The sequence below is a fragment of the Petrotoga olearia DSM 13574 genome, assembly GCF_002895525.1.
In the GTDB taxonomy this organism is placed as follows: Bacteria; Thermotogota; Thermotogae; order Petrotogales; family Petrotogaceae; genus Petrotoga; species Petrotoga olearia.
In genome coordinates, this window is record NZ_AZRL01000003.1 from 243,592 (window position 1) to 259,690 (window position 16,099).

Sequence of the window (16,099 nt, forward strand, 5' to 3'; positions counted from 1 at the left end):
ATTAATTCTAATTTAATTATACTCAGGGAAATAAGAAAGTAATTAATTTCAATAAAATTTCAATAAGAATTTTTGCAGAAAAATAGTAAGATGAAAATAAGAATATGTAGAAAGATTTAGGAAGGCATCAAGAGGACGAAAGAGTTATATAAACATCACCGATGTGGATAACTTCATTGACTATAAGAACCTCATTTTCAAAAAGGGATAGTATTTGCTCACGTTTATCATTCCACAAATCGGCAAAGTTTGCCTTTATTTCAATATCAAAATCGATATTACCGCTCTCTACAGTAATTACTTGCTCATTTTGTAAAATAATATAATCTGCCAAAAAGCTGTAAGTGTCAAAAATATCTATTGAAAGATAAATATCGTACTTTTGCAAAGTTGATTCAATATGTACGGGAACTGAAGAAATAACATTATTCTGAGGATTGGAAAGATCAAAAGTCAGTTGAATTGTGCCCTCTTCTCCAATAATGAAATTTATAGAAGGTTCAGGCACCTTAAAATACACAGGAATGGCTTCATAGCTAAAATATCCACCTTCCATAGGGATAGAAATAACCACATCCGCTACGTGGAGTCCTTCCGTCGGAGAGCCTGCTTCAACATATTTCTCTTGTAATAAACTTCCATGATTGTTGAATAGATTACCTAAATCAGAGCCAACATTTACATCGAACTCAACGTTTCCGTTATTTAAATAGATATCAGGAGAACTTAAAAACTGTAAATAACTACCTTGAGATAGAAAATCAAATCCATCTAATAGTTCCAGGTCAATATATATATGAAGGGGAAGTAGATTAGACTCGAGGGATACATGTGAAGTTTTTTGATCATACCATGGCCCATTACCCGGATAAGGTGGAGAAAATACAAAGACTATTTCGTTTGAAACGGTATAGTCCACAAAAAAGTCATCAACTACAAAATAAATATCAACAAAATCTAACTGTTTCCCGTTTGAATCAAAAAGTAAACCTTCTCCTATTTTTGTGCCTGAGGAAGATAAAAGACCTTTTTTAAACATACTAAGAAGCCTTTGATTATAATGTTGCCACAATGTTTGTGCATTAAAACCTAACTGTATTGTATAAGTATTTCCACTTCCCCAACTTGAAAGGTTGAAATAACTTTTAAAAAATTCGTAATTACTATATAGTTGCAATTCTACACGGGATACGTTTGACTGGTTAAGAACAATTTGAACTTGCTGATAGTTGTAACTGTCTTTATCTAAACTGAATTCGAAATAATTGTCTGTTGAAAATATACTTAAAGTCATGAACAAAAAAGTTAAAACGATTAGTACATTTTTCATTTTAATCACTTCCTTATGATTTTCTTTCTAAATTATACCTCAATTTTCATAAATAATTTTATTCCTTCCAATAAAAATTCAATAAAAATGGTTGTAATTGGCTTTTAATGGGGTTTAAAAAAATAAGAAAAGACTTGACATTTTTATTTTTATTTAGTATAATTTTACTAGAGTTTTATTAGAGGTGGTGAGTTTAATGAAAAAGACAATTTTTGTAACAGTAATAATGTTGTTGGTTATGAATATAAGTGTTATTTCTTTTTCTCAAACTTCTGATAATGTCAATATTCCAGTTTATCTCAGCATTCCTAGCTATGCTGTTATTGAATCTGTTGATAAAGAGAGTTTAGAATATGATTTAGATTTGTCATCTCCTGAAAACAAAAGTGAAGAGGTTAAGGTAAAAATCGTTGCAAATACGGCTTTTGAACTTTATGTAGAATTTGATGCAGAAGAAAGCAGTTTTAGCGAAGAGACTCGAGCATTGTTAGAATTGTTGAATAGTAGTTATAATTATTCTATCGATAGTAACAAATCATCGTCGGGAGTTGTTGAAAAAACCGTTCAAGTAGGATTCAATTTTCAGCAGGCACTTGATAATAATCCTGAAATAAGAGAGTTACTTTTAAAAAGTGGAGAATACAACGGTAAGGTTGGAAATTTTGTTTTCACTGTTTCCCCTGCAGTTTAAATATGAATTCAGTAAGTAGGCGTTCGAGAGGTAGGTTAATCCCTGCCTCTTTTTTATTATTCAAAAATTAACAATTATTTTGTTTTTGATAAACTTTTTTGAAGTACAATAATACGGCTGAGGTGAGAATAATGTTTAACGAAGAATTGAAAAGTAAAAATCTAATAGTAGAATTAGATTCTTTTGAAAAGATACTAGAAAGAGAGATCATAATTAGAAACTGGAAAGAAATTGAACTACCTTCTGAAAAGGCGAAGATACTTGCCCCGATAGATGTGAATGTTTCTTTGGAAAAGGGAGAAAGTCGAGTATTAGTAAATGGTAAAATTGAAACTATGGTACAACTTCATTGTTCCAGATGTTTGAAACCCATTGAGTATTGGATAGATGAAAGTTTTGAGGCAATCTATTTAAGTAGGAGCTTTGAGAAGTATCTATCAAAAACTGAGCGTTTAAAATCATTGGATAATCTTATTTACTACGAAGATCAATCAATAGATTTGACAAATCGAGTAATAGAGTCTATAATATTATCGGTTCCGGAAGTACCATTGTGTAAAGAAGATTGCAAAGGGTTATGTCCTATCTGTGGGATTGATTTAAACGAAAATCCAACTCATTCTTGTGAAACAGAGGAGATCGACCCACGTTTTGTAACGTTAAAGAAATTGTTGGATGAAGAAAGATAAAATTTATATAAAATAACAAAGGGGGCAATATTCATGGCGACGCCAAAACAGAAACCATCAAGAAGTAAAACACATTCAAGGAGAGCAAAATTTTACTCTGCATACAAGATCAACGTTGTAAAATGTCCAAAATGCGGAGAACCAAAATTGCCACATCGTGTGTGCTTGAATTGTGGATACTACGGTGACAAACAAATCTTAGAAATAGGTGAATAAATCTATGGATAATGTAAAAATAGGTATAGATCTATACGGCGGTGATAATGCGCCCACGTCTGTTATTGAGGGCGCACTTTTTGCTTTAAAGAATAAATTTTTTACCCCTGATGAATTGGTAATAGTGGGAAATGAAATTTCAAAAGAAGGTTTAGACAAGATATCAAATTTAAAGATTATACCTGCTAAAAACTTGGTTAGTAACGAAACAAAACCCACAGAAGTTATAAAATTGAAGGAATCTTCGATGTATGTCGGTTGCGAAATGTTAAAAAATAACGAATTAAATGCCTTTGTGAGTGCAGGCAACACTGGTGCATTGCTTTCAAGCGGGACCTTTGTTGCAGGTCGACTTCCCGGTATAAAAAGACCTGCATTGGTTTTAGCTCTTCCATCTAAATCCAATAATCCTAAAATTTTGGTGGATGCAGGAGCGAACGCCGAAGTAAAGGCTGAACATTTTTACGATTTCGCAAGAGAAGGAATAGCTTACGCTAAATTTTTGAATGTTGAAAATCCAAGAGTGGGGATTTTAAATATCGGTTCTGAAGATGAAAAGGGAAATTCAATAGTTAGAGAAGCTTCTAATTTGTTGAAAGAAGAAAAGAAGATTAATTTTGTTGGTTATGTGGAAGCACGTGAACTGTTCGATGATACGTGTGATATAATTGTCACAGATGGATTCACCGGTAACAACGTTTTAAAAACTATGGAAGGTACCGCTTATTTCATTCTCCATGAATTGAAAGAAACGATTAAAAAAGGTGGGTTATTCACAAAACTAGGAGCCTTGTTTTTAAGAGGTTCATTGAAGTCTTTAGTAAGTAAGATTGATTATAGGAGTTATGGTGGTACATTTTTCTTGGGAGTTAACGGGGTTTTAGTTAAGGCACATGGGTCTTCTGATGCAGAAGCAATAGCTAATGCGTTGTATGTGGCTTACCGCGCAGCTAAATTTGACTTGATAAAGAAGATTGAGATTTAACAGGGGGTTAAAAAATTGTGTGGAATAGTAGGTTTTGTTTCAGATAAAAAAGTTAAAGTTGGAGATCTTATTTCTGGGTTAAAAAAACTTGAGTATCGAGGGTACGATTCCGCAGGTTTAGCTTATAATGTAAATCATTCTATAAAATACGTAAAAAAACCAGGCAGAATTAGTGAGATTGAAAAATTACTATTAAATGAAGGGTTATTAGAAGAAAGTTTTTATTCTGGAATTGCCCATACGAGGTGGGCAACGCATGGTGTTGTTTCAGAGCAAAATTCTCATCCACATTTGGATTGTAAAGGAGAGATAGCCGTTGTACATAATGGTATCATAGAGAACTTTCAAGAGTTGAGAAGTGAGCTTGAAAGTAAGGGGCATATCTTTAAATCAGAAACGGATTCAGAAGTTATTGCTCATTTGATAGAAGAGAAGTACAATGAAGATCTTTTTGAGTCAGTTTTAAGTGCTTTGAAGGAACTCAAAGGTGCATATGCGATTGCCGTAGTTCATAAAGACAAACCCGATCAAATCGTAGCTGCAAGAAAAGGCAGTCCTTTAGTGATTTCAAGTAACGAAAATATAAGTATGTTAGCTTCGGATGTCACTCCTTTATTGAAGTATTCAAAAGAGATGAATTTTTTGAATGATGGTGAGGTAGCCATTTTAACCCCTGAAGGTTATTCTTTGTTTGATTTAGATGGCGCTCCCCTTGAGAAAAAAACGATACGTATAACGTGGGACGAATCGTTAGCAGAAAAATCAGGGTATCCTCATTTTATGTTGAAAGAAATCTTCGAGCAACCAATAGCATTAGAATCCGTTTTGGTTGGTCGGTTAAAAGATGGAAAACCACAGATAAAAGAAGTACAATCTTTAGAAAGTTTTGTGAAGAACCGAATGAAAAAGGTATATGTAGTGGCATGTGGTACGAGTTATCATGCTGGTTTAGCTGCAAAATACTTCATGAATAGATATTCAGATATTGATTTTGACATAGAGGTTGCATCAGAGTTCAGATACATGAATCCAGCAATAGATAGTAATACTTTGGTGTTGGCTATATCTCAATCTGGTGAGACTATAGATACTCTAGAGGGGATCAGATTAGCAAAGAAAAAAGGAGCATATGTATTAGCTATAAGTAACGTAGTTGGTTCCACTATCTCTAGGGAATCTGACGCTGTACTTTATCTCAACACTGGTCCGGAGATAGGTGTAGCAGCAACAAAAACTTATACTGCACAGATAGCTTTGCTTTACACCTTAGCTGCGCAACTCATCTATTGGAAAGGTTACAAAAACGAAGAGCTGGATGAAATAATGAGAACCATTGAGAAAATGCCGGAATTGTTTAGACTAATTTTAGATAAAACAAACGGTCACATGATGGAGTTAGTAAAGAAGTATAAAAACTTCAAAGATATGATGTACATAGGTAGAGTTTTTGGTTTTCCTGCAGCTTTGGAAGGTGCTTTAAAATTAAAAGAGATCAGTTATATCAATGCTATCGCCTATCAAGCAGGTGAATTAAAACATGGCCCAATAGCCCTATTGGACGATAATTTTCCTGTATTTGCTATAGTCCCTTCGGGGAAGTTAAGAGAGAAGATGATTTCTAACATTATGGAAGTAAAAGCTCGAGGGGCAAAAGTGATAGCTTTAACTCCAAAAGATGATCTGCAAACGAAAAAAATATGTGATGATTACATTGATGTGCCTTCTGTTTCAGAACCTTTAATACCGTTGGTAGTAGCGCCTCTTACACAACTGTTTGCTTACTACATAGCGGTGCAAAAAGGATTGGACCCAGATAAACCAAGAAATTTGGCAAAAAGTGTCACAGTTGAATAAATTTAGTGGGATAAAGGTCTGATTATGGGCTGGCTGTGGGGCGAAGGGGGAGCTAAAAAAGATTAGACTTAATTTACATGAAAATTCTAAAAATAATTAATTTTCAAAAATAAGATTTTGATTTTAAAAGGGTTACAGGGCGGAGCCCTCCCCCAACCATCCGAGCGGGCTGCTGGGCGAAGAGGGAGCTAAAAAAGAGTATAAAAATTTCCCAATGGAGGTGGTAAATTTTTGTTAAAAACTGATGTTTTGAATTCCGTTAAGGAATTAGTGGAATTACTAGAAGAAAAAGATGGAGAAAATATTGTGGTACTTGACATGGAAGATTCTGAGTTGATGGTTGATTACTTTGTCATTGTTACGGGAAATTCAGAACCTCATAGGGCAGCGTTAAGAGACCAAGTAGTCAGATATTTAAAAGATGAAGATATACCAATAACTTTTTACGATAAAGGTCAAAGTAGCGATTGGATGATAATCGATGCCGGTATCTTTATTGTTCATATATTCTCTGAAGAGAGTAGAGAATTCTACGATTTAGAAGGGCTTTGGGGAGAACAAAATCGAACGGTAATATAAAATAATACTCACATCTTCCGTTTTTCACCCCGGTGCCCATAAAAGGGTCGGTGAAAAAAAGGAAGGTGGAGGTTAGAAAACCAAATCAAACATCTACGGAGGTGTATTTTTGTGTCAGTGGTAAGTATGAAACAGTTACTTGAAGCAGGAGCTCACTTTGGTCATAGGACGAGAAGATGGAATCCCAAGATGCAGCCTTATATCTTTACTGAAAGAAAAGGGATTCACATTATTGATTTACAAAAGACTTTAAAAAGTATCGACGAGGCCTATGAATTTCTCAAAAATTCGGTCATGGAAAAGAAAAGGGTATTATTTGTTGGAACTAAGAAACAGGCACAACAAATCGTTGCTGATGAGGCACGCAGATGCGGAGAATTTTTTGTTAACAACAGATGGCTTGGCGGTTTGTTAACCAACTTCAAGACTATAAAATCGAGAATTGATAAATTGGAGAAATTAACGGAATACGTTGAAAGTGAAGAGTTTTCAAAACTACCCAAAAAAGAACAAGCTACCATACGTAGAAATTTGGAAAAATTAGAAAAAAACTTGGGCGGTTTGCGTGGAATGAAAAAAATTCCAGATATACTATTTATTATTGATCCTAAAAAAGAAGAGATCGCTATTAAAGAAGCAAATTTACTTAAATTACCCATAATAGCAACGGTGGATACTAATTGTGATCCAGATCTTATCGATTACGTTATTCCAGCGAACGATGATGCTATTAGAACCATAATGCTCATTGTCTCGAAGATGGCTGATGCGATTATTGAAGGAAAAGAAGGCAGAATAGAAACTCTTGAAGAAAGCAGCGTAGTGGAAGAAGAAAAAGATGAAGTAGATGAGGATGAATTAGACGATAAATTAGTGGCTGAGGAGAAATATGCGAGTTACGTTGAAGAATTAGAAGAAGAGGAAGAAGAATTTATACCTTCAGAAATAGAAGACGAAGAAGAGAAATTTTAATTTTTGTTGAATATAAACACCGGGGGATTGCTCCCGGTTTTTTTATAAGAGGTGATGATTTTGAAATTTTACATAAGGACATTTGGTTGTCAAATGAATATAAACGAAAGTGAAATAATGGCAGGTCTTTTGAAGGAAGAAGGCTTCGAATGGACAGAAAATCCAAAAGAGGCAGATATAATATTGATAAATAGCTGTTCGGTTAGAGAAAAAGCAGAAAATAAGATGTTTGGAGCCATAGGTGGTTATGGGAAACTTAAAGAAGAAAAAAAGAATTTAATTTTGGGTGTAGGTGGTTGCTCTGCAGAAAAGGAAAGGGAGCATATACTTGATAGGTTTAAAAAGGTAGATTTTGTTTTTGGCACTAGAAATGTGGTAGACATAACGAATTTGGTAAAAAGGGCACTAGAAGGAGAAAGATTCGCTGATTTTAGCGACAAATTGAATGATGTCAGCTTCGATATCCCGAAGATACCATCAAGTAAACACCATGCTTGGATTACTATTATATATGGATGCAACAAATATTGTACATACTGTATAGTTCCTTACACCAGAGGTTTTGAAAAAAGTAGGCCTATGGAAGATATAATAAAAGAAGTAGAGAGTTATGCAAAAAAGGGGTACAAAGAAATTACCTTATTGGGTCAAAATGTTGATTCCTATGGCAAGGACTATGGGGATAAAAAATCCAAATTGGACCTGCTCATACAAAAGGCAGCAGAATTTGATTCAATAAAAAGAATTTGGTTTTTAACTTCTTATCCAACTGATATAACAGACTCTTTGATACAGACTGTTGCTAACGAGGAAAAGGCTGCTAATTATTTTCATCTTCCAGCTCAATCAGGAAGCAACAAGATTCTAAAGACAATGAATAGAAAATATACAAAAGAAGAGTTCATTGAACTTGTGAATAAGATTAAAAAAGAAGTAGTTAATGTTACAATTTCCAGTGATTTTATAACAGGTTTCCCTTCGGAGACAGATGAAGATTTTGAAGAAACGGTTGATCTAATTAAGAAATGTAGATTTGAAAGGATAAATATTGCAGAATATTCTCCAAGAGAAGGGACCATAGCTTATAAATATCAAAATGACGATGTCCCTAAACATATAAAAAATAAAAGATTGCAGTATCTCATGGAGTTACAAAAAAGAATAAACCTTGAAGAAAATGAAAAGTATCTTGAACAAGAAGTTGTTATAATTCAAGAAGGAAAAGCTGGTAAAAATAGTACCTACATGGGAAGAACTATGAACAATAAATTAATAATCTTCGAAAGCAAAGAAGATTTGAATGGGGAATTTTTGAAAGTAAAGATCAACAAGATTACACCGGGTCCATTGTATGGAGAAGTTGTAAAGACTATCTACACGAGCGTTTAATATATAGAAAAAGGGGTGTCCACACTTGACATATGGAAAAGTCTATGAATCTTTATCATTTTATAGCCAAGCACTTAAAAGTCAAATGAAATATTCTATTTATCTCCCACCCAAATACGACATTGAAACCAGGAAATATCCCACTGTTTATCTGTTACATGGACATGGGGGAAACGAAATAAGTTGGCTAAGAAAAGGTCGAGTAGACCAAAGTTTGGATCTAATGATAAATAACAATGAAATTCCTCCTTTCGTAGCCGTAATGCCAGATGCTAAGAACAGTTGGTACGTTAACTCTCCAACAGGTGTGAACTATGAAACCGCCTTGATAGAAGATCTTATTCAACATATAGAAACTCAGTACAAGGTTTATAGCGAGCGTTCATCAAGGTTCATAGCTGGTCTATCTATGGGAGGATACGGTGCCTTAAGGTTGGCATTTAAGTATCCTGATTTGTTTTTGTCTGTTGCAAGCTTAAGTGGTGGGATAACCAAAGAGGCACCTCCTGAAAAAGAGTTTGATTTAGATGGGAACGAAGTTAATGTCAGAGAAGATTACTATCATGATGCTTTTGGTTGGCCTTTTGACCCGGAGTTATGGGAAAAAGAAAATATTTTTAATTATATAGAAAACGTGAAACAAAGCGAGTTAGAACTCCCAGTTTATCTTTCTTGTGGAAGTGAGGATTATTTTTACCTATATTTAGGTGTTTCTGAACTGCACCATGAATTAAGATTGAATGGCATAGCTTCAAGTCTTTTTATAAAACCCGGAGACCATAATTGGTTTCTTTGGAGTGAAGAAATAAAAGAAGTATTAAGGTTCTTTACAAAAAACATGCTTATAATCCATTAAGGAGCGAATTTATGGATAAAAAGAATAGAACCTATAGGTTAGTAATGAATTCTTTGTTTATAGTTCTATCTATACTTTTGTCTAGATTATTAGCGATTAGGATTCCCATAGGTAATGTTGAAGTTATTAGATTTGGGTTTGGAACGATTCCTGTGTTTCTTTCTACCTTTATTTTTGGACCCTTAGATGGTTTTCTTGTTGGTGGTTTATCTGATTTGATTGGTTATTGGATAAATCCAATGGGGGCGTTTCTTCCTCAGTTTACGTTGACTTCGGCTTTACATGGTTTGATTCCAGGTATAGTTTTTTGGTACTTTTTTAAGAGAAGAATAAATTATTGGTCATTAGCTATTTCTTGTGGTTTAGGTGAGGTGGTAGGTATAACATTAACACCTTTCTTCCTTCACAATGCATTTGGTATTCCATATACCGTTCTCATGCCTCCTCGATTAGGTGGCTATGTAGTGTCATTCTTTTTAAATGCTTTGATCATGCTATTATTACTTACCCGAATTCCCCAAATTAACAAATTAATGGAGAAAGAATAAGATGGATAAATATTACGAATATGTATATGAATTAGAACCTAACGAAGAAGAAAAGATAATAGATCAGTTCATAAAATATGGATTTAATTCCTTTTACATTGAGGAAGATGTAGAAAGTTCCCAAACCTTTTTGAAGATTTATGTTAAGACAGAAGAGCAAATCAAAGATATTTTGGATTTATTTTCTAAGTTTGGCTTAAAATTACTTTCTAAGAAAATTACTGAAGAATCAAAATGGTTAGAAGAGTCAACAACCCCCGTCTAAAGACGGAGGCTTGAAGCCTCGGAGTTGACCAGCCTCAGCCAGGGCTGAACAGCTATCGGGCTACGTTATTCTGGCCATGACACCTTGGAATGCCCGAGCCAGTTCCAAGCCCTGTCGTTCAACATTAAACAGGCATACGGGGTTGAAGCCAGTGTGTTGAACGCAAAAAGCCAGAATAACATTGGCGAGGCTCACTTTAACCCGAAAGGGAGAGGAAGGTAACTTCCATGGAAAAGAGATCTGTACAACGAGTTTTTGTGTTAGATAAAAACAAACAACCGCTTATGCCATGCCATCCTGCTAGGGCAAGAGAGTTACTGAAGAAAGGGAAAGCAGCAGTATTTCGATATCATCCATTCACAATTATTCTGAAAGATCGTGAAGGTGGAGATACTCAACCTATACAGGTTAAAATCGATCCTGGCAGTAAGTATACTGGAGTTGCTTTAGTAGCAGATTTTAAACGTGGTAAGAAAGTTATTTGGGCATCTGTGATTTATCACAGAGGACATGTAATTAAAAAAAATTTAGATACTCGTAGAGGTGTAAGACGTTCTCGCAGAAATCGAAAAACAAGATACCGAAAGCCACGATTTTTGAATAGGAAGAGAAAGGAAGGTTGGTTGCCACCTAGTCTCATAAGTCGTGCAGAAAACATTCTTACATGGGTTAAACGTATTCGACGTTTTTCTCCAGTTACGAGTATTTCAATGGAGTTAGTCCGTTTTGATACTCAAAAGCTACAAAATCCAGAGATTAAGGGGGTAGAGTATCAACGAGGAACATTGTATGGATATGAAGTAAAAGAGTATCTCCTCGAAAAATGGGGTAGAAAATGTGTATATTGTGGTAAAGAGAATGTACCGTTAGAAATAGAACATATCGTACCAAAATCTAAAGGTGGAAGTGACAGAATAAGTAACCTAACATTAGCTTGCCACGAATGCAATCAGAAGAAAAATAATCAATCTATCGATGAGTTTCTAGCTAACAATCCTAAAAAATTGAACCAAATAAAGGCAAGAGCAAAGGGGCCCCTCAAAGATGTAGCATCAGTTAATGCTACACGTTGGTATCTGTTTAACCAGTTGAAGAAAGAAGGATTACCTATCGAAGTAGGAACTGGTGGACAGACAAAATACAATCGTGAGATGCAAAATTATTCCAAAAAACATTGGATAGATGCAGCTTGTGTAGGAGAAAGTGGTTATAACGTTCAACTCGAACCTGATATGCAAGTCTTAGAAATCACAGCGATGGGTCATGGAATGCGTAGAATATGTTTTGTAGATAAATATGGGTTTCCAAAGAGTTATCGCCCAAAAGAACGAACATATATGGGATACAAAACAGGCGACATAGTCTTAGCAAATGTACCAAAAGGGAAAAATAAAGGTATCCATATTGGACGAATTGCAATACGACATAGACCAAGCTTTTTATTAAATGGTGTTGGTGATGTACATCCAAAATATCTTACATTACTACAAAAGAATGACGGTTATGGATATCAAATATTTTAAAAGGAGGAGAGATTCTGCATTCCTCTCACCGCTTCCTTATCTGCCGTAAGGCTGTGTGGCGGAAGCCCATTTCCTGGTGAGTCCCCTGCAGATTTTTTTCATGGAAAAAAACAATAGATGTTTTTCAACTTATAGATGGGGTCTGGGTAAATCCTTTTTCTGATAAAAAAGTAGAAAAATCTGGAATAGTATTGAACGTAATACCGGGAAGTGCCTTTGGTACAGGATTACATTCAACAACCAAACTGGCAGCTGAACTTTTAAGAAAAGTTGACTGTAGAGGCAAAGATGTTATTGACATAGGAACAGGAAGTGGGATACTATCGGTTTTAGCTAAAAAGCTTGGGGCTAACCGTGTGTGTGCTTTAGATAATGATAATCTGTCTATAGAAAAAGCCGAAGAAACAGCCATTTTAAATAACGTTGATATTGAAATAAGATTATCCGATTTATTAAGCGTAGTGGGAGAAAATGAAAGTTTTGATATATTAGTTTCTAATATTGTGGCTGAAGTATTGATACAGTTAATGAAAGATCCTAAATTTGATAAAGTACTTAAAGAAAATGGATTTGTCATCTTTTCTGGTATAATTGAAAGTAAAGAAAGGTCTATTATGGAGCAAGCAAAAGAAGTCGATTTAGTGTTGAAAGATAGAACGGAGGACGGTTCTTGGATAGCCCTGATGTTTCAAAAGAAGACTTAAAAATAATTGAAAAACAATTGGGACGTATTGTTAGTAATGCGTTAAATGTAGAAGAAAGATGCATTTACGGCTATCCTCAAGTAATAAAGAGTTTCCCTTTAAAAGATGGAAAACCTTTTCCGACTCTTTATTGGTTAACATGTCCTTATTTAGTGGAAGAAGTTTCAAAATTGGAAGCTCAAGGAAAAATAACTGAAATAGAAAAAATTATACAAAATGATCCAGAATTAAGAATGCAAATGATTCGTGCTCACAAAGAAGAGATTGAAAAAAGAATGAAGATATTAGAGGGAGAATTAAATTCTCTATCTAAAAATATAATAAAGAAACTAAAAGAAACGGGAATAGGTGGAATAAAGAATTTTTCTACTATAAAGTGTTTACATTTACACTATGCATCTTATTTAGTTGGGGAGAACAATCCCGTGGGAGAAATAGTGGATCGTTATATTGGTAAGAATTATTGTGACGACAAAAAATGCGAAAAATTATGATTTTAAGGGGCGAAGGGCTTCCCTGCTGGGTTTAGGGACCGCAGGTCCTTCCTTAGATGGGTGGGCTGCGGGGCGAAGGGGCGCTAAATCAAGTTTTAGAACACCCGGGGGGAAAGCCCTTTTGCTGCCTTATGCAAAAAGCTTTTGTAAAATATACTTTGATTTTGGGGTTTTTAAGGGGCGAAGCCCTTTTGCTGCCTTATGCAAAAAGCTTTTGTAAAATATACTTTGATTTTGGGATTTTTAAGGGGCGAAGCCCTTTTGCTGCCTTATGCAAAAAGCTTTTGTAAAATATACTTTGATTTTGGGATTTTTAAGGGGCGAAGCCCTTTTGCTGCCTTATGCAAAAAGCTTTTGTAAAATATACTTTGATTTTGGGATTTTTAAGGGGCGAAGCCCCTTAATGAATGGAGGTGAAACACCCTTTGATAGACAGATCAATTTTAAAAAGTATCCCTAAAAAACCGGGGGTATATATTTTTAAAAACAATAAAGGTGATCCATTATATATAGGTAAAGCCAAAAACTTAAAAAATAGAGTTTCTTCATATTTTAATAAGAAAAATTATATAGGAAATGAAAAAACTTATGAAATGCTCGAAAACGCTACGAATTTAGACTATATAATAACTTCAAATGAGAATCAAGCATTCATCTTAGAAGCCAATCTCATCTATGTACATAAACCAAAATACAATATAATGTTAAAAGATACACGAGTGTATCCATATATCTTAGTTACAGATGAACAATTTTCCAAGATAAAATATATTCGTACAAAAAAAGAAGAAAAAGGTAAATACTATGGACCATACTCTGATGTGAAATTTGTAAAAGATGTAATAGAGGTACTACAAAGTGTTTATAAGATTAGAAGTTGTGATAGGGATTTAAGCAGAAAAAGCAAGCCTTGCTTCCTATACCATTTAGGCAGATGCTATGGTCCATGTTACAAGGAAGTAGACGAAAAGGCATATCAAGAATCGGTGGAAAAAGTAAAAAAAGTTTTGTCAGGAGATATTGCAGAAGTGAAAAACTATCTTCAAATATCTATGAAAGATTATGCCAAAATAAAAAATTATGAAAAAGCTGCTCAAATGCGTGACACATTGTTCAAATTAGAAAATTTGTTTGAAGAAGTAGCGGTTGAATACAAAAACGGAAAAAATATAGATATAATAATGTATGAATCCCCCGTTTATTTAGTTTTAATAGTAAGAAAAGGATACTTGATCTCAAAGCTTTCCTTTACAATGGAAGGGACTTTGGAAGATTTTTTGTATCAATACTATATTGTTAGAAAGAATGATCCACCTTCTTTGATATCTACACTATACGAAGAAGAAATTTCTTCAGAAATAATGGATTTTTTAAAAGAGAAAGGTTTGAAAAGAATTGAGAAAATAGGTAAAAGTTCTAAAATATATGAAATGGCATATGCAAATTTACAAGAAGAAATCAAAAGGCAAAAAGATTTAAGCTATGCTTTAAAGCAGGCAAAAGAGATACTTTCATTGAAGAAAGAACCTAAAATTATTGAAGGTATAGATATATCTCATTTACAAGGATTGTATACTGTAGCATCCCTAGTGCGTTTTGAAAATGGGAAGCCCAACAAAGAAGGATACAGGAAGTATCGATTAGATAATATAAAAGCTCCTGACGACTTTGAAAGTATTAGAACAGTTATAAAAAGAAGATATCAAAAACATGAATTACCCGATCTTTTATTTATTGATGGAGGAAAAGGACAGGTAAATTCAGCTGTTGAAGCACTAAAAGAAATTGATTACTCTTTACAAGATGTGGATATTGTAGGTATTGCCAAAGAAGACGAAAGGATAGTTTTACCAGGTGACATACCCGATCTTCACTTGCCTTTGGATCATCCGGTGTTAAGATTACTTATATACGTAAGAGATGAAACGCACAGATTTGCTATAGGCTTTAATAGAAGTCTTAGAAGTAAACGTTTTGAAAAAACAAAACTAGATGATATTTACGGTATAGGTCCAAAGAGGAAAAAAGAATTGATAAAGTATTTTGGCGGAGTCCAAAAAGTATTAGAGGCATCAACTGAAGAAATATCTAAAGTCGTTAAAAGTGAAAAAATCGCCAAAAGAATAAAAGAAAGTTTGGGAGAGAAATGATTTGAAAGAACTAATTGAATTCGCCAAAAATTACTTAAATAAATACAAAAACTTATTAGCGGATGAATTTCAACATTTCTTCTTTGGCAGTGTTTATGATAGCGAAGACAAATTTCCAGTCTATTGTGTTTTTATAGATGAAGATGGAAGGGTTTTTGAAACTATTGGACCTGATAAACCTGGAAAGGTTATGAGTGTCCTATACCCTACGTACTACAACGATTCTGAAATACTAGTAAAAAAATACACAGAGTTATCACGGAAATACAACAAAATAGTACAACCTAATGTAACGTTTGGTATTGTACAATCACCTTTTAAAATTACATCGTACAGGGTATGGGGGAACGAAAGGCTCATAAAAAAACTCATATTTTCCGAAAAATTAAAAGGGGAAGAATACATTTCTCTCAATCAGAATATAACAGAGGAAAAATTAAAATTCATAATTGAACACTATAAACAATGGGATAACGACATATTTTATTTTCCGTATTTAAATGATATTCACGTTTTATTTAAAGTTCCAGAACATATAAACGGCTCTGAAGTATCCATATATATAGAAATTGGACGAATATTAAAAGAAAAAGTGTTGCGACAATACGATTTTTTAAAAAATTCATACAAACTTCCAGAAATGAAAATTAAAGCACCGTCATTAGCCGTATTCAAGGTTCCTGCAGACCGTATCCTTGATATTGATTTCAAATCTATTCATGATCAATTTATAAAAAAGGCTGCTAAAATTGTCGACCAAATTAATGAATTGGAAATTGAACTATAGGAATAGTAGCGGGCTTCGGGACGAAACATTGATTTCTCTTTCATATGGGTGGGGAGCGGGGTGAAAG

The 16,099-nt window shown here is 34.1% G+C and carries 17 protein-coding genes; 16 read left to right on the forward strand and 1 reads right to left on the reverse strand.

Annotated elements, in window-relative coordinates:
- Positions 1-127 precede the first annotated feature (127 nt).
- Positions 128-1,330, reverse strand: coding sequence for a hypothetical protein (locus X929_RS01620; protein WP_103066300.1), 1,203 nt, complete (start codon positions 1,328-1,330; stop codon positions 128-130).
- Positions 1,331-1,526: 196 nt separating this feature from the next.
- Here X929_RS01620 and X929_RS01625 point away from each other — a divergent pair, with 196 nt between their 5' ends.
- The 16 genes from X929_RS01625 to X929_RS01710 all read left to right on the forward strand — a co-directional run bounded on the left by X929_RS01625 (position 1,527) and on the right by X929_RS01710 (position 16,032).
- Positions 1,527-2,021: a hypothetical protein gene (locus tag X929_RS01625; protein WP_103066301.1), complete on the forward strand. Its 495-nt coding sequence runs from the start codon at positions 1,527-1,529 to the stop codon at positions 2,019-2,021.
- 98 nt (positions 2,022-2,119) lie between these two features.
- Positions 2,120-2,710 carry a YceD family protein gene (locus tag X929_RS01630; protein ID WP_146255756.1) on the forward strand — a complete coding sequence of 197 codons (591 nt, stop codon included), beginning with the start codon at positions 2,120-2,122 and terminating at the stop codon, positions 2,708-2,710.
- 33 nt (positions 2,711-2,743) lie between these two features.
- Positions 2,744-2,926: a 50S ribosomal protein L32 gene (gene rpmF, locus X929_RS01635; protein WP_103066303.1), complete on the forward strand. Its 183-nt coding sequence runs from the start codon at positions 2,744-2,746 to the stop codon at positions 2,924-2,926.
- A gap of 4 nt (positions 2,927-2,930) precedes the next feature.
- The gene (gene plsX, locus X929_RS01640; RefSeq protein WP_103066304.1) at positions 2,931-3,911 is read left to right on the forward strand and encodes a phosphate acyltransferase PlsX; all 981 of its coding nucleotides are present in this window, start codon (positions 2,931-2,933) and stop codon (positions 3,909-3,911) included.
- A gap of 15 nt (positions 3,912-3,926) precedes the next feature.
- Entirely contained in the window at positions 3,927-5,765 is a 1,839-nt protein-coding gene (gene glmS, locus X929_RS01645) for a glutamine--fructose-6-phosphate transaminase (isomerizing) (protein ID WP_103066305.1), read from the forward strand.
- A gap of 231 nt (positions 5,766-5,996) precedes the next feature.
- Positions 5,997-6,344 (forward strand): ribosome silencing factor, encoded by a 348-nt coding sequence (gene rsfS, locus X929_RS01650; RefSeq protein ID WP_103066306.1) that lies wholly within the window; start codon positions 5,997-5,999, stop codon positions 6,342-6,344.
- Between the two features lie 111 nt (positions 6,345-6,455).
- The gene (gene rpsB, locus X929_RS01655; protein WP_103066307.1) at positions 6,456-7,316 is read left to right on the forward strand and encodes a 30S ribosomal protein S2; all 861 of its coding nucleotides are present in this window, start codon (positions 6,456-6,458) and stop codon (positions 7,314-7,316) included.
- A 60-nt stretch (positions 7,317-7,376) separates the two neighbouring features.
- Positions 7,377-8,705, forward strand: a complete 1,329-nt coding sequence (gene miaB, locus X929_RS01660) for a tRNA (N6-isopentenyl adenosine(37)-C2)-methylthiotransferase MiaB (RefSeq protein ID WP_103066308.1) — start codon at positions 7,377-7,379, stop codon at positions 8,703-8,705.
- 25 nt (positions 8,706-8,730) lie between these two features.
- Positions 8,731-9,561 carry an alpha/beta hydrolase gene (locus tag X929_RS01665; RefSeq protein ID WP_103066309.1) on the forward strand — a complete coding sequence of 277 codons (831 nt, stop codon included), beginning with the start codon at positions 8,731-8,733 and terminating at the stop codon, positions 9,559-9,561.
- An 11-nt stretch (positions 9,562-9,572) separates the two neighbouring features.
- Positions 9,573-10,109: a folate family ECF transporter S component gene (locus tag X929_RS01670; protein WP_103066310.1), complete on the forward strand. Its 537-nt coding sequence runs from the start codon at positions 9,573-9,575 to the stop codon at positions 10,107-10,109.
- Between the two features lies 1 nt (position 10,110).
- Positions 10,111-10,374: a hypothetical protein gene (locus X929_RS01675; RefSeq protein ID WP_103066311.1), complete on the forward strand. Its 264-nt coding sequence runs from the start codon at positions 10,111-10,113 to the stop codon at positions 10,372-10,374.
- Between the two features lie 227 nt (positions 10,375-10,601).
- Complete coding sequence (gene iscB / locus X929_RS01680; protein ID WP_103066312.1) at positions 10,602-11,897, forward strand: RNA-guided endonuclease IscB; 1,296 nt, start codon at positions 10,602-10,604, stop codon at positions 11,895-11,897.
- Between the two features lie 131 nt (positions 11,898-12,028).
- Positions 12,029-12,601 (forward strand): 50S ribosomal protein L11 methyltransferase, encoded by a 573-nt coding sequence (locus X929_RS01685; protein ID WP_245858622.1) that lies wholly within the window; start codon positions 12,029-12,031, stop codon positions 12,599-12,601.
- Positions 12,568-13,095, forward strand: a complete 528-nt coding sequence (locus X929_RS01690; protein WP_103066314.1) for a DUF501 domain-containing protein — start codon at positions 12,568-12,570, stop codon at positions 13,093-13,095. The genes X929_RS01685 and X929_RS01690 overlap by 34 nt, the downstream gene beginning before the upstream one ends.
- A gap of 425 nt (positions 13,096-13,520) precedes the next feature.
- On the forward strand, positions 13,521-15,245 hold the full coding sequence (uvrC, locus tag X929_RS01705; RefSeq protein WP_103066317.1) for an excinuclease ABC subunit UvrC: 1,725 nt from the start codon (positions 13,521-13,523) through the stop codon (positions 15,243-15,245).
- 1 nt (position 15,246) lies between these two features.
- Complete coding sequence (locus tag X929_RS01710; RefSeq protein ID WP_103066318.1) at positions 15,247-16,032, forward strand: DUF4895 domain-containing protein; 786 nt, start codon at positions 15,247-15,249, stop codon at positions 16,030-16,032.
- The last annotated feature ends 67 nt before the right edge of the window (positions 16,033-16,099 follow it).